The sequence below is a fragment of the Paenibacillus sp. B46(2026) genome (assembly GCF_056786355.1).
In genome coordinates this window covers 6,114,590-6,135,176 of record NZ_CM165907.1, presented here as the reverse complement: position 1 = coordinate 6,135,176, position 20,587 = coordinate 6,114,590, and the positions used below count along the sequence as shown (strand labels likewise).

Genomic DNA, 20,587 nt, shown 5'->3' with positions numbered 1-20,587 from the left:
TATGATATATACCGGAAACGATAGAAATGGAGTCGAACAAACGTGGATTTACAAGCCGATGCCATAGACCGCGTCATTAAAAACGCCATACAAGTCATGGAAAACAGCAAATATCAAATGTTCGAAATTATGGACGCAACTCGCGATGAGCTGAAAACACTCAACGAGGAGTTAAAGTCAGTGCTGAAGGAGACGGCGGAAACGATCGAGAAAGTAGATCAATTGGAGCTGAACTACCGCCGTTCCCGGATCCGGCTGACGGAGGTTAGCCGCGACTTTGTCCGTTATTCCGAGCATGATATCAAGCAGGCGTACGAGAAAGCAACACAGCTGCAGCTGGATCTGATGATTTATCGTGAGAAGGAAATGTATCTGAAGGCTCGTCGGGATGATCTGCAGAAGCGTGCCAAAAATGTGGAAGCTTCTGTGGAGCGTGCCGAGACCATCGGTTCGCAGATGGGGGTTGTACTCGAGTACCTGTCAGGTGAACTGGGTCAAGTGACCCGGATCATCGAATCTGCCAAAAATCGACAAATGATTGGTTTGAAAATAATTTTGGCCCAGGAAGAAGAGCGGAAACGCATTGCTCGTGAGATTCATGACGGGCCTGCGCAGATGCTCGCCAATCTAGTGCTTAGGACGGAAATTGTAGAAAGAATGCTCATTAAGCAGGATTTTAAGATGGTCCAGGCCGAAATAGTAGATTTGAAAGGCCAGGTTCGTTCCAGTCTTGAAGAAATGAGAAAAGTAATTTTCAATCTGCGTCCTATGGCACTGGATGATCTGGGACTGATTCCGACGCTTCGGAAGTACGTGCAGGATTTTGAAGTAAAAACGAAAATCCGGTCGCTTTTTGAAACGAGAGGCAAGGAACATCGTTTATCTTCAGCCATGGAGGCTGCGATCTACCGCCTCGTGCAGGAAGGTCTGTCGAATGCTGCAAAGCATGCTTATCCCACTTATGTTGTAGTGGAAATTACATACCAGGCTCAGCTCGTCAAAATTGTCGTTCAGGACAATGGGCTTGGGTTCAAACCGGAGCTTCTTGCGAAGAAAAGCAAGGATCATACCCACTTCGGTCTGATTGGGATGAGAGAACGGGTTGAACTGTTAGAAGGAAGAATAGAGATTGAATCCGGAGAAAATCAAGGAACCAAAATAGTGATTCATATCCCGACAAACGTGGATAAGGGAAAGGAGTAGCAGGATGATGGAAAACCGTGATACTGGTAAAGCGTCAATTAAAGTTCTTTTGGCTGATGATCATCAGCTGTTCCGTGAGGGACTGAAACGCATTTTAAATATGGAGGACGACATTGAGGTCATCGGCGAGTGTGGCGATGGTATTCAAGTGCTCGAATTCTGCAATCAGGATAAACCTGATATCGTGTTGATGGATATTAACATGCCGATTGAAAACGGGGTTGAGGCAACGGAGAAATTGCGTGAGCTGTTCCCTGATGTCAAAGTCATTATCTTGTCCATTCATGATGATGAAAGTTATGTATTTGAGACGCTTCGTAAAGGGGCTAACGGATACTTGCTGAAGGATATGGAGGCCGAGTCTCTGATCAATGCGATTCGTTCCGTGCATGAAGGACATGCGTTCATACATCCGAAAGTAACAGGCAAACTGATCATGCAGCTGCGTCGTATGACGTATCTTAATGAAACAGGGGCAATGAGTGAAGGAGCTTCGAAGGAAGCAGGCGTTAAATTTGTCGCTGGCGACAATAACCCGCTCACACGTCGTGAGGCTGAAGTACTTCGCTTGATGGCAGAAGGCAAGAGCAACAAAATGATTGGTGAATTCCTGTTCATTAGTGAAAAAACGGTAAAAAACCATGTCAGCAGTATTCTGCAGAAGATGGAAGTGGACGACCGTACTCAAGCTGTAATCAACTCAATCAAATATGGTTGGGTTACGCTCTAATACCTTATTGTTTCTTAAAGCATTATTCTTGCTGTAAGTCATTCCATTTGATTGGTTCAACCTTGATGAAGTATAGATTGGTGTTCACTCGCGCCCTTTCCAGAATGATGGATTGGTCTGCGGGTTAATGGACTTTATCACTGCAAATGAGCAAAGTGTAAGGTTGTGCGGAACATATGTTCAAACGCAGGCGTGAATGAATGACCTGGCCTGTCTTTCTTTGTCCAATGTCGATCAGATTGGAATATGAGTGTCAGGAGACGCAAGTGTAACCCTTCAGGAAGTAAAGCATATACTGCTGTATACAGGGATGTTCGCCATGGGTGAGCATGACCTTCCGAGGAGGTGCAGTTGCCATGGTTGCTCATCTGACTATGATTCTGCTCATATACTTCCTGGCGGCAATGGCCGTTCATGCCTTGCACCAGCGCCATCTTTCCCGTCCGGAATCTGAAGGTTTCGAGCAGATCCTGCTCATCCCTTCCAATCAGGCAGGGCGGATCGAAGGCATTGTAAGAGAACTTTGCCGGGAATTATTATACCGTGGAAAGAGCTTCAGATTAACCGTTGTTGCTGATCGTACAGAAGCGGAAACGATTACGATTATTGAAAAGCTTATGCAAAGGCAAGGAATGGAGACATCTTATCTGCCTGCTGTCCCTGCTGATATTGAACGGGTAGCACAGACCGATCACACGTTTCGCCTGATTGATTTGCGTGAGTCAGAGCAATAAATCTTGATGTGAATGGGAAATGGGATTAGCATTTCGCAGATCTACAGTGAAAAGATTACAGCAGAAGCTGTAGTCTTTTTTTGTAATTGTAGCCAAGTCTGCTTTTAAATTAAAAATGGGTTTTTATGCAATCTATGGTTGTTGCTTGGGGATAAGGAGTTCTTGATCACAGAAATAAGATTTTCGAAGTCAGAACTCTTAATTTAAAAGTATAGACGATTCAGATTGGAAAAAGTTTCGCAATTTTAAAGAAAGATTCTGGTTATTAGCAGAATTGTATGATGAAATCATGTTGTGTACTAACCTTGTGATGTAAAGGTTCAATTGGTATAGTGATAAGTAGATTGATCATAAGAAGATGAAATATGGACATGAAGCACATGCTCCGGCGAACAGCCGGGTTGGCATGTGCTTTTTTTGCGTTCGGAGAATGTGCGATGGGGGAGGAGAGAAAATGAAGGTTGCCTTATATGTGTGCCGTGTAGGGGAAGGGTGGAGCATGATGTTATCACTCGACGTTCGAGTGGATGTGGCTTGGTGGCTGGAGGGAGGAAGTGGGCGACATGTGCTGCGCTGGTTGCTGTTAGATAAGGCGTTGCCTTTGAGTCAGGCATCCTGGTTGGTTGAACATTTTGAGATGGAGCGAGGTATGGATCAGTGGGGCCAGCACGAATGGCAGAGCTACCTTGCACGGAAGCTGGATGTGTATGAACTGGCCTCGGGTGAAACAGAGGCCAGAAAAGGTATAGCGGACAAAGCGGGGAGTGTCGCTGTGCGTCGCATTCAGGTAGGCGGGATGCCAGAGCCATATCCCGCCGGGCAGTGGGCTCAGCTGGAGCGGGACGCGGCCCTGCTGGCTGAGCGGATCAGCGGCCGCCAATTACTGGCGGCCGAGGCGGAGGCGTTGCTGGCGGATACCGCCCAGCCGCCGAGGGAGTGGCGCGCGGCTGCGCAGCTCGCGCGCTTGCATGGGCGGCTGAGCATCACAGCCGCCCTCGAAGGGCCTGCCACGCGCCGTCGGCACGCGTGGCTTGGACGCGCGCGAAGCGCGCCCCGCTGCCACCGCTGTGGCAGCGAAGCCAGGCAGCGCGTGCCCTGCGCTGCCTGCGGCCTGGCGGCGTGCGCCTACTGCGAGGCTTGCCTCGCGCTGGGGCGCAGCCGTGCCTGTTCGCTGCTGCTACGCAGTGCAGCGCAAGGGGCCGTGCCACGACGCGGCGAAGCACCGCGTGGCACGGCCTTGGCCCCCACCGGCGGCGGGCTCGCCCGGTGGGGGCTTAGCGCAGCGCAGAGCGCGGCAGCAGCCGCGGCGCTTGCGTTTTTGGCCCGGCCGCCCGCAGGGGATGGGCCGGGGCGGTTCTTGCTGTGGGCCGTGACCGGGGCCGGCAAGACCGAGATGATATTCCCACTGCTCCAACATACACTGGATCGCGGCGGACGAGCACTGGTCGCTACGCCGCGAAGGGATGTGGTGCTGGAACTGGCTCCGCGTCTGGCCAAAGCTTTTCCGGAAACCTCGCTCGCTACTCTTTACGGAGGCAGTGACGAACGCTGGAAAGACGCGCAGCTCACGCTTGCGACCACACATCAACTGATGCGTTTTTATCAGGGATTTGATCTCGTTATCATCGACGAACTGGATGCCTACCCTTATCACAACGATCCCATGCTCGCTCACGCGGCGGCATCCTCCTGTAAACCGGAGGGGAATTTCGTCTATCTGTCTGCTACACCGCCAGCTCGGCTGCAGAAGGAAGCGGCGAAGGGGATGCTCGCCCATGCCAAAGTCCCGGTACGTTTTCACCGTCATCCTTTGCCTGTCCCGCGCTTGGTCAAGATGGTAACCGTTGCTGAATGTATTAAGAAACGAACTCTTCCTTCTGCCTTGAAGATTAACATTCAAATTTCATTGGAGCGTGACGCTCAGGTATTTGTCTTTGTGACACGCATTGCCCAAATTGAGGCGTTTGTGAATCTAATGCGTCGTACCTTTCCTGGAATGCATATCGAAGGAACTTCATCTCAGGACCTCGATCGCGCTAGCAAAGTTACAGCCTTTCGTGAACGTATGATTCGTCTGCTCGTAACCACCACAATTCTGGAGCGTGGTGTAACCATTCCGCGAAGCGATGTCTTTATATTGGATGCAGACAATGGTCTCTTTGATGAGGCATCGCTGGTTCAGATGGCGGGTAGAGCAGGGCGTTCCATGGATGACCCGGCGGGGAGAGTAGTCTTTGCATCATCTCGTCGGACACGCTCCCAGGTTAAGGCCGTTGCACAGATTCGGAAAATGAACACCATCGCTCGTCGCAAAGGCTACCTGCATCCGCCATCCTCATCATAATTGTCATCTGGCAAGTTCGTGTCCGCATTTCACAATACATTTCCAAGACTGGAGGTTTGCATCCTAATGTTCAACTGGCTCAGCAGCATCACCGATCACGCGCAGTACCTGACTCAGCGCCTTCACCAACTGCTCGCCCCACCGGGAGCGACTTGTCTGACATGTGGCACTCGGGCGACCCTTTCTCCACTCTATCCAGGTATATGTCTACGTTGTGTGAAACAGATTCCATGGATTCGTTCCATCCGCTGTCTGCGCTGTGGTCGGGGAGTCGGATGCCCGGACTGTGCCCGTCCACACATGCAAAACCGCTCTTTTATCTTCAACCGCAGCGCCGTACAATACAACCCTCTTATGAAAGAATGGATAGGCATGTACAAATTCAGAGGCCATGAACGATACGCGCCACTCTTAACCGCGCTGTTGATTCAAGCCTTTCAAGCGATGAGCGAGGAACAGAATTCTGCTTTGGCAAAAGAAACCCCAGCCCCCGTGGCTCATCCCGCCACCCTTGCTCAACAAACGAAGCTGCAATGGCGGCCTGACGCGGTCACCTATGTTCCCGTGAGCTGCGAGCGCCTGGCCGAGCGCGGCTTCAATCAGGCGGAGCGGCTGGCAGCTGGGCTCGCCACCACCTGCCGTCTACCCATCGTTGATCTGTTGCAGCGCCAGATCAACACCACCAAACAAAGCTTCAAATCACGCGGTGAGCGTATCGAAACGATGAAGAACGCTTTTTCCATCAACCCGGATGGCATACAATTAATTGAAGAGCTATACAGGGCATCTAATCTGCCAACACAGGTGGGCATGTCGCATGCCAAACCCATACAGTTACTCCTAATCGATGATATATATACAACTGGCAGCACCTTGGACGCTTGTGGGCGAGTTATCCTAAATAGATGCTTCTCAATGGAGATTCCGGTCGAGGTTTACACGCTGACACTGGCAAGATCCTAATTAACAAATGGACTTGTTGTCTATTTGTGGAATGCTTCACTTTTTGATACACGAATAATATGTTCAACGGAGGAGATTGAAGTGATATTTTAACTAAAGTAGCCATGAGTGGGCTTGCGTATATATGCATCCTGGTCCCCTCTTTTGTTTTGGAAATAGACTATGGCTTCATCAGAGAAAATAAGGTAATGTATAGTTATTATCTATTCGGAAATGGAAGTTTGAGAGGGGCGTTTTAGCGATGAATCTAGGTAATTGTCCTCGCTGTGGTAAATTATATGCGTTGAATTTTAGAGATGTATGCTCGAACTGTATTAAGGAAATAGAGCAGGAATATCAGATCTGTGTAGATTATTTGCGTGAAAACAAGGGTACCAACATACAGGAACTATCTGATGCAACAGAAGTTTCAATTAAAAACATTACCAAGTTCATCCGTGAGGGACGAATTTCCATCGAGAACGCCCCGAATATGATGTATCCTTGTGAAGTATGCGGAACGTTGATTCGTGAAGGTCATATGTGTGACTCTTGCCGTAATCGTTTAACGAAAGACTTGGCAGGAGCAGCTCGTGAAGTAGGTCAGAAGGATAACAACAATGTAGGCGGACGAACCTACAATGCTGTCGACAAACTACGTGATTAATAGGAGCGAGGGCTCAAATACATGTTTTGCTATAACAAATGTTTTGAAACGTACCGATAAACTTATTAAAGATTATCGGTTTTTTTATTTTCCTAATCATTTTGATAACATAAAGATAAAGTAAGAAAAACGTATATCGTCGTAAAACCCTAATGTGGAAGGAAGTGCAATTGAAATGAAAATCAATGAACCGAGTAGAATTGGCGCCATCAATTCATATCAAAGGAACGTTGAATCCAATCAGCAGGCTGATGCCAAGAAGAGCCGCCGTAAGGACGAAGTATCCATTTCTCCGGAGGCGATGAAGATGCTTGAGGAACAAGGTCGTACACAGGATGCTGGCCGCACACAGCGCATTCAAGAATTAAAAGAACAAGTTAACTCGGGAACTTACCAAGTAGACAGTAAGAAGCTTGCCGAGAAGCTCGCTCCATACTTTAAGAACTTCCCTGATCAATAGGAGGATACATGGCCATTGAATCGATAATTGATGTACTGGAACAGCTGCACGCCGCACATGTGGAAATGCTCGAGTTGGGGAACCAGAAGAAGGAAGCTGTTGTTGCCAACAAAGTGGATACACTGATTACTCTAATTAATCAGGAATCAAAGCTTCTCAAAAGAATTGAGCTAATTGATCAGCAAAGATTGCGGGCCGTTCATCAATTTCTTGAAGAGCGAGGGATCAAGTCAAAACTCAATCTAACAATTACTGAGATAGCTAGACTCGTTTTTGATACGAATGAGAAGAGAAGGCTTTTCCAAGCTCAAGTCTCTTTAACAGATGTGTTGCAAGAGGTGAAACATCTTAATGAAGTCAATCAACAACTAATTAAGCAGTCAATTTCGTACATCGACTTTTTTATTGAGACAATGTCATTTCATGCAGAATCAGAAGCCACTTATCAAAATCCTACAGAGAAGGCTTACGGTATAGCTCGCTCTGGACTTTTCGATACTCGTGGTTAACAATGGGGGAAAATTACTATGGCTTCAACATTTCATTCAATTGAAACGGCCAAGCGCAGCCTAATAACACAAACAGCCGCTTTGAATACAACAGGGCATAACGTAGCCAATGCGAATACACCGGGTTACTCACGTCAAGTTGTGAATATGACAGCAGCAGATCCGATTGATGCAGTGGCATTTTACCGTACAACAGCCCCCGGTCAACTCGGAACGGGTGTGGAGTTTAACTCTATTATGCGTGTGCGTGAATCTTTTCTGGATGGACAATTTCGTAATGAGAACACTTCGCTCGGAGGATGGACTGTCCGTAACAGTACGCTTGAAAAACTGGAAACCATTATGAACGAACCTTCCGATACGGGTATTCGCACAGTACTTAATAATTTCTGGAATTCATGGTCAGATCTGAGCCAAGATCCACAGGATGTGACTAACCGGAAAATTGTAAAAGAAACAACGTTAGCGTTAACAGATGGATTGAATCAAATTAGTTATCAACTGGATGCATTAACTAGCGATCTGACTAACAACGTTTCGTTAAAAACGACAGAGATTAACTCATATTTGCAATCTATTGCTGACCTTAATAATAGTATTGTGAAAGTAGAACGACTTGGAGATAATGCGAATGATTTACGTGACCAACGTGATTATGCGGTAGACCAGCTATCCAAGATTGCAGGCGTTCAAGTAACAGAACTGGATAGTGGTTACCAGGTGACCATTGCAGGTCAGGTATCAGTCACAGGGGCTGCAGTTGTTCCGGTTACGGCTGATATTTTGGAGACTGCCTACCAAGCAGGTACTTTAACCGGTGGCGAAGTCTACGGAATGATTCACTCCCGTGATCAATATGTAGCAGATTATCGCAATCAGATCAATCAACTGGCTAATACGCTCGCAACAGGGGACATTGAGATTACCATTCCTGCTGGATCCGTATTGCCTAGCGGCACCGTTTTCAACAATGTGACCTATTCTGATGCCAATAACAATAGAACGTTAACATCAGATTTGAAAGTTACCGTTCAAGGTATTAATGGTTTGCACAAGCTGGGGTATACCCTTAGTGGTGATACACCAACAGCGGGTGGAGATTTCTTTACAACCAAAGACGGGACAGGAACGATTACAGCAGGAAATATCACATTAAGTACGGATATCCAGAACGATCCGAATAAGATAGCTACTTCGATGCGTACTACTGGAACAGGTACTGGTGAAAGTGTAGTCCTTGGGAACAACAGTCTCGCACTTGCTCTTGCTGGGTTAAAAGATGCCAAATTTGATTTTGGATCAGCATTATCCAAACCAACCACGGTTGATGACTTTTTTGGCGCAATTGTAGGCCAGTTAGGTGTTCAGACTCAAGAGGCTAACCGTCAAGCACAGAATGCCCAACTCCTCACAGAACAGGTTGACCTGAATCGTCAATCGGTAAGCGGAGTCTCGCTCGATGAAGAAATGAGCAATCTGATCAAGTTTCAGCACGCATATAGTGCAGCTGCCCGTTTTATGACTGCTTATGATGAACTGCTTAACAAACTCATTAACAGTACCGGTGTGGTCGGGCGCTAAAATATAGAAAGGGGTAACCAATAATGGCTATTCGCGTAACCTCAGGTATGATGAGCACTCAGATGCTTAGCAACCTGAACCGCAACCTGAACCGTATGGATACGATGTCCAACCAGATTTCCACAGGGCGCAAAATTAACAAACCTTCCGATGATCCCGTTGGAGTAACATATGCACTCCGTTACCGCGCAGAACTCGCAGCAAATGAGCAATACCAATCAAACACGGATGCGGCTGTAAGTTGGCTAGATGCGACGGATTCAAATATGCAACAAGCTCTGGATGTAGCAAAAAGGTTGAAGGAACTGGCAGTTCAAGGATCCAACGGGACCTTGTCTGACTCTGATCTTGAAGCTGTTAATCTGGAAGTAGAGGAACTAAAGAAACATCTTGTGGATATTGGTAACACTCAAATCCGCGGGAAATTTATTTTTAATGGCCAAACCTACGATAAGGCACCATATGAATTGTCAGGAGCGGTAACCGATTATGCGGATGTGGAGACGGATAAGCAGGGAGTCCTTTATTCCATAAGTGAACAGGTCACATTCCAAATTAATACCTCTGGATCAGATTTTTTTGGTGATAAAGGAGCTACGGATAATATTTTCACAATTATCGATAATTTATCTGCAGCATTAAACAGTGGTGATCAGACCGGAGTACAGCAGCAATTGAAAAACATTGAGTCCCGTTCAACTAAAATGCAAGCTTCTCTCTCAGAGGTCGGTGCACGAACTAATCGAATCGAGTTGGTTCAAAATCGTTTGCAGGATCAGGACCTGAACTTCACTACTCTCCAATCCAAGACAGAGGATGCCGATGTGGCTAGTCTCATGATTCAGGCTACTTCTGCACAGACGATCTATGAAGCAGCGCTTAAATCTTCAGCGCAAATCATGCAACCATCTCTTATGGACTTTATGAGGTAATAATTGATTTTAATCTTGTATACAAAGTAAGCTATGGACAGAACAGTCCGTAGCTTTTTTTACTAATTAGGGAGGGTAAATAAAATGACTCAGCAAAATGATATTAATACTAACGAAGAACAAATGATCAAAGAAACATATACATTTCCTAAAGGAATCCCAGGTTTTGAGGAACTAAAGTCCTTTGATTTGCAGCAGCATGATGAAGTGTTTAGTCTCTTTAGTTCCGCAGAAGAACCAGCTGTAGCCTTTGTAACCGTAAATCCATTTAATTTTCATCCAGATTATGAGTTTGAACTCTCCCCTGAGAACGTAGAAGATCTTGGTATAACCGATCCAGGTGATGTTGGGGTACGTTGTATTGTTACGCTAAACGACGATCTTCGAAATGCGACAGCAAACTTACTTGCCCCAATTGTGTTCAACAAACAAAAAAAATGGGGCAAACAAATTGTACTGCAAAATACTGAGTACAAAACCAGACATGCATTATGGAGAGACGAAGATTCTCTCAATAAGGATGGTGACATCTGATGCTGGTACTTACACGTAAAAAGGGTGAATCCATAGTTATTTCAGATGATATCATACTGACAGTGCTATCCGTAGATGGGGAGAATGTTAAACTTGGTATAACAGCTCCTAGGGATATTGAGATTTATCGTAAGGAAGTTCTCGACGCTATAGAGCAAAATAATCAAAATGCAGCGATGAATCTGGAGATATTGCAAAAAACGATAAAAGGATTTGGGAAAATAACTGATTAATATTGAAGAGTTACTTCAGTCCTAAAAATTATAATAGAAAATAGAAAAAAAATTGAGATGGCTATAAACAAATTATGGTATGGCGTCGATATATATATTAAGGCGGTAATTCTTCAGGGCGGCCGACCTGTGAAGACGCTACTACCACATGGATGTGGGCATATAACCATTTCAGGGAGGAAATAAACAATGATTATCAATCACAACTTACCAGCGATAAACACACACCGTAATATGGGTCTGAACAACTCAGCAGCAAGCAAAAATATGGAGAAACTGTCTTCCGGTCTGCGTATCAACCGTGCAGCTGACGATGCTGCTGGTCTCTCCATCTCCGAAAAAATGCGCGGTCAAATCCGTGGTTTGGAGCAAGCGCAACGTAACGTTCAAGACGGTATCTCATTCGCACAAACAGCTGAGGGCGCAATGAACGAAGTATCTTCCATGCTGACTCGTATGAAAGAGCTTCTGGTTCAATCCGAGAACGGAACTTACCAAGATAGCGATAAATCCAATATCAAAATGGAACTTGGCCAATTGGGTGCTCAGATTGACGCAATTACATCCAATACGAAGTTCAATGGTATTCAAATCACTTCGAGTGTATCAATCCAAGCTGACGATGATAATTTCACAATTACCATTAGTGGTGTCAATACGAGTGGTTTCAAAGGAATGACTTCTGCTGTTACTCTGGCTAGCGCTACAAGCGCCATTGAAACTGTTGCAAAACAACGTGCTAAACTGGGTGCTGTACAAAACCGTCTGGAGTATACTTCCAACAACTTGGGTACAACTGTTGAGAACTTGACTGCATCCGAGTCACGTATCCGTGATACTGATATGGCTAAAGAAATGGTTGCTTTGTCCAAAAACAACATCTTGCTGCAAGCTTCCCAATCCATGCTTTCCCAAGCAAACTCTGCTCCACAAGGCGTTCTGTCCTTGCTTCGTTAATTATCAAATGTGTTTTAAAGTCCTGTATTTTTTATACAGGGCTTTTTTTATTTTGGATTTGGCATAAAAGTTCCCATGTCTTTAGCCGATATATATAGTAATGAACGAACTGGGTTATAGATAAAGAATAAATAAATATAAGATTATGGAGGATTTAAATGGAGCCAGTTAAATCGACAGTGCCAATGACAAAGGCTGTTTTGTCGCATACCTCTGTTTCCCCAATGAAAGATTTAAAAGAAAAAGCTACTTCTTCCGATTTTCCTTTAATACTCTCAGGAAACGGACACCCACCCAATGATTCAATTCAGAATCAGGAGAAGGCTATTAAAGAACTGAATAAAGCTATAAACGCGATTCAAGGACCACAAAGGGCTCTTGAGTTCTCAATTCACAAAGAAACACATGCTGTTATGATTAAAGTTATGAACAAAGAAACAGGAGAACTTATTCGTGAGGTTCCCCCTGAAAAACTTTTGGATGTAGCTGCAAAAATGATGGAATTTGCTGGTTTAATGGTTGATAAAAAAATATAGTGTGAAAGGGTGGTTGAGATGGCAGTTACAAGAATATCTGGTTTAGCTTCCGGTATGGATATTGATGCAATGGTTAAAAAGCTAATGCAGGCAGAGAGCCAACCATTGAACAAGCTTACTCAGAACAAGCAACTTATGGAATGGAAACGTGAAGGATACCGTGAAACTAGTGTGAAATTAGTTACATTTGCTCAAAATAAAATCAATGATACATTCAGTAAGTTAACTTCTTTAAATGCTCAAAAAGCTTCCATTAGCGGAAACGCAAATGCAGTAACCGCAAAGGCATCTACATCTGCAGCAGGTAATATGGAACTCGAAGTTACACAATTGGCAAAGGCTGCTTCAACCAAGTCTTCATCAGTACCAACAAAGGCGGGTTCAGAGACCGATTGGGGCAAGGTACTACTATCTGATATTAGTGGGTCGGGGGTACCTAGTAGCGGAACTTTAAACGTTCAAATTAATGGAGTTGATATTGCGATTGATGGCGCAACAGAGACTCTGGATTCTTTCGCAAAAAAAATTAATGCCAATACCAAAGCTGGTGTAACAGCTATATATGATTCAGCAACGGGAAATATGTCGATCACTAGCAAAACAACAGGTGTTGATTCCAATAACATAACTCTTAATGGAGATGTTTTCACAGCTTTTAAGCTAACTAGCCAACTTTCTGGGGGTGTTGATGCGAAAGTTAACATCAATGGTCTTGAAGTGACTAAAGCTTCCAATAGTTTCACGATGAATGGTGTTGATATCACACTTAATACGTTGAGTAACGGCGAAACTACACGTGTTGCGGTTACAAAAGATATTGACAAAATCGTGGAGACGGTTCAAAACTTTGTGGATTCCTACAACGAACTTATATCTTTCTTGAATGGTAAAGTCAATGAAGAACGTTACTCGAAGTATACTCCATTAACAAGCGATCAAAAAAGCGACATGTCAGATGATGAGGTTAAACTGTGGGAAGGAAAAGCTAAAAGTGGTATGCTAAAGCGCGATAGTCTTTTAGAAGGGGCTATCTCGCAAATGCGTACTGCGCTTGTCCAGACAGTCAAGTTGGATAGCCCAATTACATTAGAAAATGGGACTAAGACAACAAGTGAAATTAACATGACTCACATTGGAATTACTACAGGCACCTATGAAACTAAGGGGAAATTGATTCTGGATACTGATAAATTGAGATCCGCACTAGAAGAGAATCCTGATATTGTTAGTAGTTACTTGGGGAATAATTATTCTTCTTCATATCTCAATAACGAATATAGTGCTTCTGACGGAATATTTTCCCGACTACGTAAAATATCCAATAAAACGTTGGATAGTCTAGCAAATACAGCAGGTACTTCTAGAGTCAGTACTGAACTTACTGCTTCATTTAATGTCAGTAGCAGCATGGGGGAGTCATTGAGGCTGCTTGATATCCGCATAAGCGATTTCACATCCAGATTAAATATGAAAGAAACTAACTATTTTAAAAAGTTCACAGCAATGGAAACAGCCATTAACAAGTACAATAATACTTCATCAAGTTTGTCCAGTTTTATGTGAGGAGGACAGCAAATTGATTAATTCTCCATACCAGAAATATCAACAGGCTCAGACTCAAACTGCCTCAAAACCGAAATTATTGATTATGTTATACGATGGAGCTATTCGATTTGTCCAAGCAGGTATTGAGGGGATTGAGCAAAAAAATTATGAGATGGCAAATCGTAATTTGTGTAAGGCCCAAGCAATAGTTCACGAACTGATCTCATCATTAGATTTTGAGTATTCATTGGCCAATAATTTAGTTTCAGTATATGAATATATGTTGCACCGTTTAATTGAGTCCAATGTAAATAAAATTGCTATTCCAGCGATAGAAGTGTTGGAATACTTGAAAGAGTTAAGAGAAGCATGGGTGGAAGCAAGTAAATCTTTGGGAGCAGGATTTGCTTTATGACGGATCAAGAAAAATTACAGCTCTTCGTTAATGAATATAGTCAATTATCCCATTCCGCCATAGCGAATATTTCGGAATTGGATGAAGATCAATTGCTGAATTATGCTGAGCAAAGAGAATATATTGTTAACGAAATGAAAGCCTATCGCTCGCTGATAACCGATGAAATAAAGATCCGGATTAATGAGTTGATTGTTGAGGAAAGAGTTATTTTTGAACGAATGCTAGAAATTAAAAAAGAAGCAGCGGAATGGCTGGAGAAAAGAGGAAATATTCGATCGCAACAAACTGCATATCAGCAATCCTATTCTGCAGACAGCGTCTTTATAGATTATCGAAAATAGGTAGAGTAGAGCGTCGGTTAAAGACCGATGCTTTTTCTATTTTGCTTCATTATTGACAAAGATAGGCCGATAATAATAAATATGAAGAAAAAGCAGATGGGTGGATGAGTTATGAATGAGGCTAATCTTGAAGTATTGGAGCACAGGTTTCCGCATATAGCGGAAAAAATGAAGTATGCCAATCCATCAGAAATAGGACAAGATCGAGTTACGTATGAGATATTTGACAAAGATGAGGTGTGGTTGCAAGCCATAAGGGAACTTGTAGAAGAATCCAAAATTATATTTATATATGGTTTTGGGCAGGGATTAAGTATCGCTGACCTTTTAGAGGAATTCCCTGACCGGTGGCTGTTTGTGTATGAACCGGATGAAGCCTCCTTTAAAACGGCTATGACAGAATATGATATTAGCCTATTATTAAGTCATCCTAATCTATATTGGATTTCTGTTGGTGATGACCAACTGAGAATGCTGTTTCATTTATTGTGCAGTTACATGCAAGAGAAGCTCGCTTTTATTGGACTGCGCAGGTTTTTGGAAGATCAGATTGAAGTGCTTCATGATGTGAAAAAAGAGTTTCTGACCTACAAAAATGACTACCACTCCAATAAATATGTAGAAAATCGGTTTAGGAACGAGTGGACACAAAACTATCTTTATCATTTGCATGAGTCTCTGACAACACAATCTATTGAAAAAATGTATGGAGCATTTAAAGGGATAACGGCTATTATTGTATCGTCAGGTCCCTCCTTGACAGAGGATATAGAATGGATTAGGAAAGTCTCAAAACATGCATTGATTATTGCAGCTGGTTCGAGTGTTCAGGCTCTGGTCAAATACGGAATTGAGCCTCATTTATGTGTTATCATGGATGGCCATGAAGTAAATAATAAAATTTTCTCTAATGAAGAAACACTCCATCCTACGTTATTATTCACTTCATCGTCATATTATGGAATTTCTGAGCGAAAAGAGAAAAATAAAATTTATAGCATTATGGAAAATGACCAGGTTTCTCAATACTTTCTGCAAATAAATAAAAGCAATGTCTTAATGAGGCCTACACCAACTGTAGCCGGAACGGCGATTCAGACTGCCATATTTTTGGGGGCGACACAGGTTGTGTTTGCCGGACAAGATTTATCTTATCCAGGACAGAAGGTGTATAGCGATGGAGTGGAGCACTTTTCCCAGGATACTAAAGTTGAAATGCTGCAAAGGGCTGTTAGACAAATCGAGAACGTACAGGGTGGTATGAATTCGACCGACGCAAGTTTTATGTCCATGAAGGAATCAATTGAAAGTTTGATCAAGTACTTCGATCATATTGATTTCTATAACTCGACTCGCCTTGGAGCAGTTATTGAAGGAGCCCCTTTCCAACCTATAGAAGAAATTTATGAAGGTCTTAAGGACAAAATGATAGAGAAAGATATAATAGAAAACTGGATGAACGATCATCCAGTAGCAGTAAACCATGAACAATTCGCAAGTGTAAAGGCGAGGATAGAACTCGTAGTAACAGATGTAGTCCATTTAAAACCAGAGATCAGAGCTATTCGTAAATTAATAAACAATATTGAAGGACTTAGTAGAACTAAGCCATTAAAATGTCATAATGTGATATTCGATATAGAACAAAAGTGGGGAAGCATAGTAAACAGAGAATGGTTTGCACCAATTTTTGAATCTTTGATTCCGCTACAGCTTGCACGTTTTGATCGGATGCTGCCTACAATTGTTGTTGAACAGAATATTATTCTCAAAGCAAGCTATATAAGGGAATATCTTGGTGGAATTTTGGAGGAGTTGGAAGCACAACTTTCTCACTTGGAAGAGCTATTGTTGGAAAGTGGGAGAAGAATGGATATTATTCACAATATAATGGATGCCTAGGTTCATAAAAACAAAATAATTAATCAATCTTTTTGAACCGGAGGTTTGAATATATGTTTACCGATAAAGTTGTGCTGGTTACGGGTGGCACCGGGTCTATTGGAAGTGAGATTGTACGAAATCTATTAACCTATCGGCCAAAAGCAATTCGAATTTTCAGCCGTGATGAAAGTAAGCAATTTGAATTGCAACAAGAACTCAAAGAATATGATAATATCAGGTATTTAATAGGGGATATAAGAGATAAACAGAGACTTGGATATGCTATGGAGGATGTGGATGTTATTTTTCATGCAGCAGCTTTAAAACATGTCCCTTCATGCGAATATAATCCCATGGAAGCGGTAAAAACCAATGTTATTGGTGTACAGAATCTTATTGAAACAGCCATTGAGCATAATGTTGAGAAGGTCATAGCCATAAGCACGGATAAAGTGGTCAATCCAACTAATACAATGGGAGCTACTAAATTGCTGTCTGAAAAGTTGATTTCGGCCGCAGGTTTTTATAAAGGTAGCAAACGCACGATATTTGCATGTGTACGGTTTGGGAATGTGATGGGTTCAAGGGGATCCGTAATTCCACTGTTCAGAAATCAAATTGCAGAGGGGAAATCTGTAACGGTTACACATTCGGAAATGACTCGCTTTATGATGTCGATTCCACAGGCTGCCCAATTGGTAATTGATGCCGCAAAATACTCTCAAGGTGGAGAAGTATTTGTCCTGAAGATGCCGATCCTCAAAATTACAGACTTGGCCAAGTGCCTTATTGATTCTTATGAACAGTCTGAGGGCAGAAGTTTCTCAGGTAAAGTCATTGAGACGGGGATTCGACCTGGAGAGAAATTATATGAGGAACTTATGACACTTGAAGAATCAGAGAGGGCTCAGGAAAACGAGCAAATGTACATTATTCCGTCCGTGTTTAATACACAAGAATATGATTACACTGGATTCAAAAAAGCCATACATCAGGAATATTCTTCAAGAACAGCGAGGCAAATGCATACATCTGAAATTAGGGACCTAATTGAGGTTAACAGGTTAGGTTTCTCTAAGGTGTTGATATGAAGGAGTCAACGAAATGTTTGGCTGTGATCCCTGCTAGAGGAGGATCAAAGGGCTTGCTTCATAAAAATATAAGATTGTTGAATCTTAAACCGTTAATTAATTACACGATTGAAGCGGCTCTGAACAGTCATTATATTGATGAGGTAGTTGTCTCTACGGATAGTGAAGAAATAGCCCGTGTTGCTAAGTCGGCTGGTGCTGAAGTACCTTTTATCCGTCCCGTTGAGTTGGCAACAGACCAAGCTGCAAGCATTGATGTTCTAAAGCATGTCGTCCTATATTATGAACAGGAGAGGAACACCTCTTTTGAACATGTTATGTTGCTTCAACCAACTTCTCCATTGCGAAATGCTAATGATATTGATGAGGCTTATCAAATGTTTATAAATAATGAGGGAGATTCATTACAAAGTATTACTGTAGCTGATACTCATCCTTATTTACTAAGAGAGTGGAATTTTGGGAAGCTTGAGTCGTATTTGAAGGAACAGACCGATAATCTTAGGAGACAGGACTTGTCTGAGTTATATGTACTGAACGGTGCGATTTATATTGTTAAAAGAGATTTATTAATGATCCAGAATACGATGACCGGTTCGAATAATTACGGATATCTTATGCCACAAGAACGATCTGTTGATATAGATAACGAACTGGATTTAAAATGGGCTGAATTTCTTATACAGATCTCAAAATAGCGCGGAAAATCCTGTTGAGGGGGAAACAAGAGAAATGAGCAAGTTTCATTCGAGAATCAGCGGAGGCGCTGTTTACATTATTGCTGAAGTAGGAGTTAACCATAATGGCTCATTAGATCGAGCACTCGAATGTGTAGACGAGGCTGTTTTATGCGGAGCAGATGCAGTCAAATTTCAAACGTTTAACAGCAAGAAGCTAGTAACCAAGCATGCTCAAAAAGCAGAATATCAAACAGAAAACACTGGTGATTGCGGGAGTCAACTGGAAATGTTACAGCAGCTTGAGCTAAGTTATTCGGATTTTATAGAGATTAAGCGTTATTGCGACAAGAGAGAGATTGACTTTTTATCCACTCCTTTTGATGACGAGAGTGCCGATTTTCTCAATTCGATCCAAGTTAATGCGTTTAAAATAAGCTCTGGAGATATGAATAACATCCCTTTTCTACAAAAGATTGATCAATATGAACGTCCGATTATTCTTTCAACGGGAATGGCGGATTTGAACGAGATCAGAGAGTCGTTAGAGGTTATTACTAAAAGTGATGTTTCTTTGCTTCACTGTACTTCAAATTACCCTGCTCCTGTTGAGGACGTGAATCTCCTTGCAATCCATACTATGGCATCTGAATTCAAAAAAAATATTGGTTATTCAGATCATACAAAGGGAATCGAAGTCTCCATTGCTGCTGTAGCAGTAGGTGCCCAGATTATAGAAAAACACTTCACCCTGGATCGTTCTCTTCCCGGCCCGGATCATCAGGCGTCCCTGGAGCCAGATGAATTTGCTGCTCTTGTGAAGGCGATTCGTACAATTGAACAATCAATGGGGGATGGGGTTAAACGCTGTATGCCTTCCGAAGAAAGCACAAAGTCAGTTGCTAGAAAAAGCCTTGTTGCCGGACGAGCGATGCAAGCTGGTGAACAAATACAAGAGCAGGATGTAGTCATCAAGCGTCCTGGAACAGGGATTCCACCCAAATATTATTTCGAAGTTGTTGGCAAAATACTTTCAAGAGATGTAGAAGAGGACCAACTTTTGTCAAGGGAAGACTTTCAATGAAAAAGATAGCTGTTGTCACCGGGACTCGTGCAGATTATGGGATATACTATCCTGTTCTGAAAGCAATTGAAGAAGACAAGACGCTAGAATTGCATCTTTTTGCAACGGGAATGCACCTATCCCCTCAATTCGGTAATACCATGGAATTAATACGAAAGGATGGATTCCGAATATCTGCGCAGGTGGATTGCCTTTTGCAAGGCGCGACGCATGGGAACATGTCCCGTTCAATAGGATTAGCTATATTGGGCATGACACAGGCGCTGGAATCCCTTCAGCCTGATATAGTGGTCGTATTGGGGGATCGAGGAGAAATGCTCGCAGCAGCAGTGGTTGCCGCACATATGAATATTCCACTTGTACACCTACACGGTGGAGAAGTTACAGGAACGATAGATGAGTCTGTTCGCCATGCAATCAGTAAATTGGCTCATATTCATCTCGTGGCCACTGTACAAAGTGAAAAAAGGCTGCTTAAACTGGGTGAAGATCCATGGAGAATTCATGTCGTAGGTGCTCCAAGACTTGAGACGATAATGAATACCGTTCTCCCAGATATACAAAAAACAATGGATAAATATAGTATCCGGATTCATTCTAAAGGTTACATTCTATTCGCTTATCATTCGGTTACTACGGAGTCTGCGGATATGCAGATGATGAATAATATGTTAAATGTATTGGCAAATAGCGAATACGATATTATATGTATTATGCCTAACTCCGATGCGGGTTCGGATGCACTTATAGGGGTGTACAATCAATTCGCTAAAACAGAGGGTGTTCAATTGGTGACTAATTTTGAGCCATTTGATTATCTGGTCATGTTGAAAAATGCTGAAGTCCTAGTTGGAAATTCATCCTCAGGAGTTATTGAGGCTGCTTCCTTCCAGATTCCTGTTATTAACATCGGTACACGACAAGGTCGCAGGGAACGCTCTTCTAATGTAATAGACATCGATGAAAGTGCTGAAGAACTTCAAAGGGCATTGGAAGAAGCGACTTCTCCTCATTTCCAGAAGGTTGTGTCCTCAACTCAAAATGTTTACGCAAAGAATAATACGAGTCGTTTAATTGTTGATATTCTAAAAAAAATAAAGAATAGTGAAAAGTTGATTCAAAAAACGATAACGTATTGATCTGTGGAATTTGCGTCGGTAGCCTTGATACGAAAATGAGGGGGCT

At 43.0% G+C, this 20,587-nt stretch carries 22 protein-coding genes; all 22 read left to right on the top strand.

The window, feature by feature from the left end; all coding sequences use genetic code 11:
- Positions 1-42 precede the first annotated feature (42 nt).
- The 22 genes from AC1S8V_RS27220 to neuC all read left to right on the top strand — a co-directional run bounded on the left by AC1S8V_RS27220 (position 43) and on the right by neuC (position 20,541).
- Positions 43-1,203, top strand: coding sequence for a sensor histidine kinase (locus AC1S8V_RS27220; RefSeq protein ID WP_074092506.1), 1,161 nt, complete (start codon positions 43-45; stop codon positions 1,201-1,203).
- A 7-nt stretch (positions 1,204-1,210) separates the two neighbouring features.
- On the top strand, positions 1,211-1,933 hold the full coding sequence (locus tag AC1S8V_RS27215; RefSeq protein ID WP_026081439.1) for a response regulator transcription factor: 723 nt from the start codon (positions 1,211-1,213) through the stop codon (positions 1,931-1,933).
- A gap of 329 nt (positions 1,934-2,262) precedes the next feature.
- A complete protein-coding gene (locus AC1S8V_RS27210; RefSeq protein WP_482071472.1) occupies positions 2,263-2,667 on the top strand; it encodes a hypothetical protein in 405 nt (134 codons plus the stop codon).
- Positions 2,668-3,121: 454 nt separating this feature from the next.
- Entirely contained in the window at positions 3,122-5,011 is a 1,890-nt protein-coding gene (locus AC1S8V_RS27205) for a helicase-related protein (RefSeq protein ID WP_482071471.1), read from the top strand.
- A gap of 300 nt (positions 5,012-5,311) precedes the next feature.
- Complete coding sequence (locus AC1S8V_RS27200; RefSeq protein WP_482071470.1) at positions 5,312-5,974, top strand: ComF family protein; 663 nt, start codon at positions 5,312-5,314, stop codon at positions 5,972-5,974.
- Positions 5,975-6,215: 241 nt separating this feature from the next.
- Positions 6,216-6,620: a TIGR03826 family flagellar region protein gene (locus AC1S8V_RS27195; RefSeq protein WP_062836993.1), complete on the top strand. Its 405-nt coding sequence runs from the start codon at positions 6,216-6,218 to the stop codon at positions 6,618-6,620.
- 175 nt (positions 6,621-6,795) lie between these two features.
- On the top strand, positions 6,796-7,080 hold the full coding sequence (flgM, locus tag AC1S8V_RS27190; RefSeq protein WP_482071469.1) for a flagellar biosynthesis anti-sigma factor FlgM: 285 nt from the start codon (positions 6,796-6,798) through the stop codon (positions 7,078-7,080).
- An 8-nt stretch (positions 7,081-7,088) separates the two neighbouring features.
- Positions 7,089-7,589 carry a flagellar protein FlgN gene (locus AC1S8V_RS27185; protein ID WP_482071468.1) on the top strand — a complete coding sequence of 167 codons (501 nt, stop codon included), beginning with the start codon at positions 7,089-7,091 and terminating at the stop codon, positions 7,587-7,589.
- An 18-nt stretch (positions 7,590-7,607) separates the two neighbouring features.
- Positions 7,608-9,170, top strand: coding sequence for a flagellar hook-associated protein FlgK (gene flgK, locus AC1S8V_RS27180; RefSeq protein ID WP_482071467.1), 1,563 nt, complete (start codon positions 7,608-7,610; stop codon positions 9,168-9,170).
- A 23-nt stretch (positions 9,171-9,193) separates the two neighbouring features.
- On the top strand, positions 9,194-10,102 hold the full coding sequence (gene flgL, locus AC1S8V_RS27175) for a flagellar hook-associated protein FlgL (RefSeq protein WP_482071466.1): 909 nt from the start codon (positions 9,194-9,196) through the stop codon (positions 10,100-10,102).
- Positions 10,103-10,186: 84 nt separating this feature from the next.
- Positions 10,187-10,636, top strand: coding sequence for a flagellar assembly protein FliW (gene fliW / locus AC1S8V_RS27170; protein WP_482071465.1), 450 nt, complete (start codon positions 10,187-10,189; stop codon positions 10,634-10,636).
- The gene (gene csrA, locus AC1S8V_RS27165; protein WP_482071464.1) at positions 10,636-10,869 is read left to right on the top strand and encodes a carbon storage regulator CsrA; all 234 of its coding nucleotides are present in this window, start codon (positions 10,636-10,638) and stop codon (positions 10,867-10,869) included. The genes fliW and csrA overlap by 1 nt, the downstream gene beginning before the upstream one ends.
- 189 nt (positions 10,870-11,058) lie before the next feature.
- Entirely contained in the window at positions 11,059-11,826 is a 768-nt protein-coding gene (locus AC1S8V_RS27160; RefSeq protein WP_482071463.1) for a flagellin N-terminal helical domain-containing protein, read from the top strand.
- 158 nt (positions 11,827-11,984) lie between these two features.
- Positions 11,985-12,362, top strand: a complete 378-nt coding sequence (locus AC1S8V_RS27155) for a flagellar protein FlaG (RefSeq protein ID WP_482071462.1) — start codon at positions 11,985-11,987, stop codon at positions 12,360-12,362.
- A gap of 18 nt (positions 12,363-12,380) precedes the next feature.
- A complete protein-coding gene (fliD, locus tag AC1S8V_RS27150) occupies positions 12,381-13,925 on the top strand; it encodes a flagellar filament capping protein FliD (RefSeq protein ID WP_482071461.1) in 1,545 nt (514 codons plus the stop codon).
- Positions 13,926-13,938: 13 nt separating this feature from the next.
- Entirely contained in the window at positions 13,939-14,322 is a 384-nt protein-coding gene (fliS, locus tag AC1S8V_RS27145; protein WP_482071460.1) for a flagellar export chaperone FliS, read from the top strand.
- Entirely contained in the window at positions 14,319-14,666 is a 348-nt protein-coding gene (locus AC1S8V_RS27140) for a hypothetical protein (protein WP_482071459.1), read from the top strand. Before fliS ends, AC1S8V_RS27140 begins: the two co-directional genes overlap by 4 nt.
- Before the next feature lie 111 nt (positions 14,667-14,777).
- On the top strand, positions 14,778-16,568 hold the full coding sequence (locus AC1S8V_RS27135; protein WP_482071458.1) for a motility associated factor glycosyltransferase family protein: 1,791 nt from the start codon (positions 14,778-14,780) through the stop codon (positions 16,566-16,568).
- A 53-nt stretch (positions 16,569-16,621) separates the two neighbouring features.
- Positions 16,622-17,641 carry a UDP-N-acetylglucosamine 4,6-dehydratase family protein gene (locus tag AC1S8V_RS27130; RefSeq protein WP_482071457.1) on the top strand — a complete coding sequence of 340 codons (1,020 nt, stop codon included), beginning with the start codon at positions 16,622-16,624 and terminating at the stop codon, positions 17,639-17,641.
- Entirely contained in the window at positions 17,638-18,339 is a 702-nt protein-coding gene (locus AC1S8V_RS27125) for an acylneuraminate cytidylyltransferase family protein (protein ID WP_482071456.1), read from the top strand. Before AC1S8V_RS27130 ends, AC1S8V_RS27125 begins: the two co-directional genes overlap by 4 nt.
- 34 nt (positions 18,340-18,373) lie before the next feature.
- The gene (neuB, locus tag AC1S8V_RS27120; protein WP_482071455.1) at positions 18,374-19,402 is read left to right on the top strand and encodes an N-acetylneuraminate synthase; all 1,029 of its coding nucleotides are present in this window, start codon (positions 18,374-18,376) and stop codon (positions 19,400-19,402) included.
- On the top strand, positions 19,399-20,541 hold the full coding sequence (gene neuC / locus AC1S8V_RS27115) for a UDP-N-acetylglucosamine 2-epimerase (RefSeq protein ID WP_482071454.1): 1,143 nt from the start codon (positions 19,399-19,401) through the stop codon (positions 20,539-20,541). The genes neuB and neuC overlap by 4 nt, the downstream gene beginning before the upstream one ends.
- Positions 20,542-20,587: the final 46 nt, after the last annotated feature.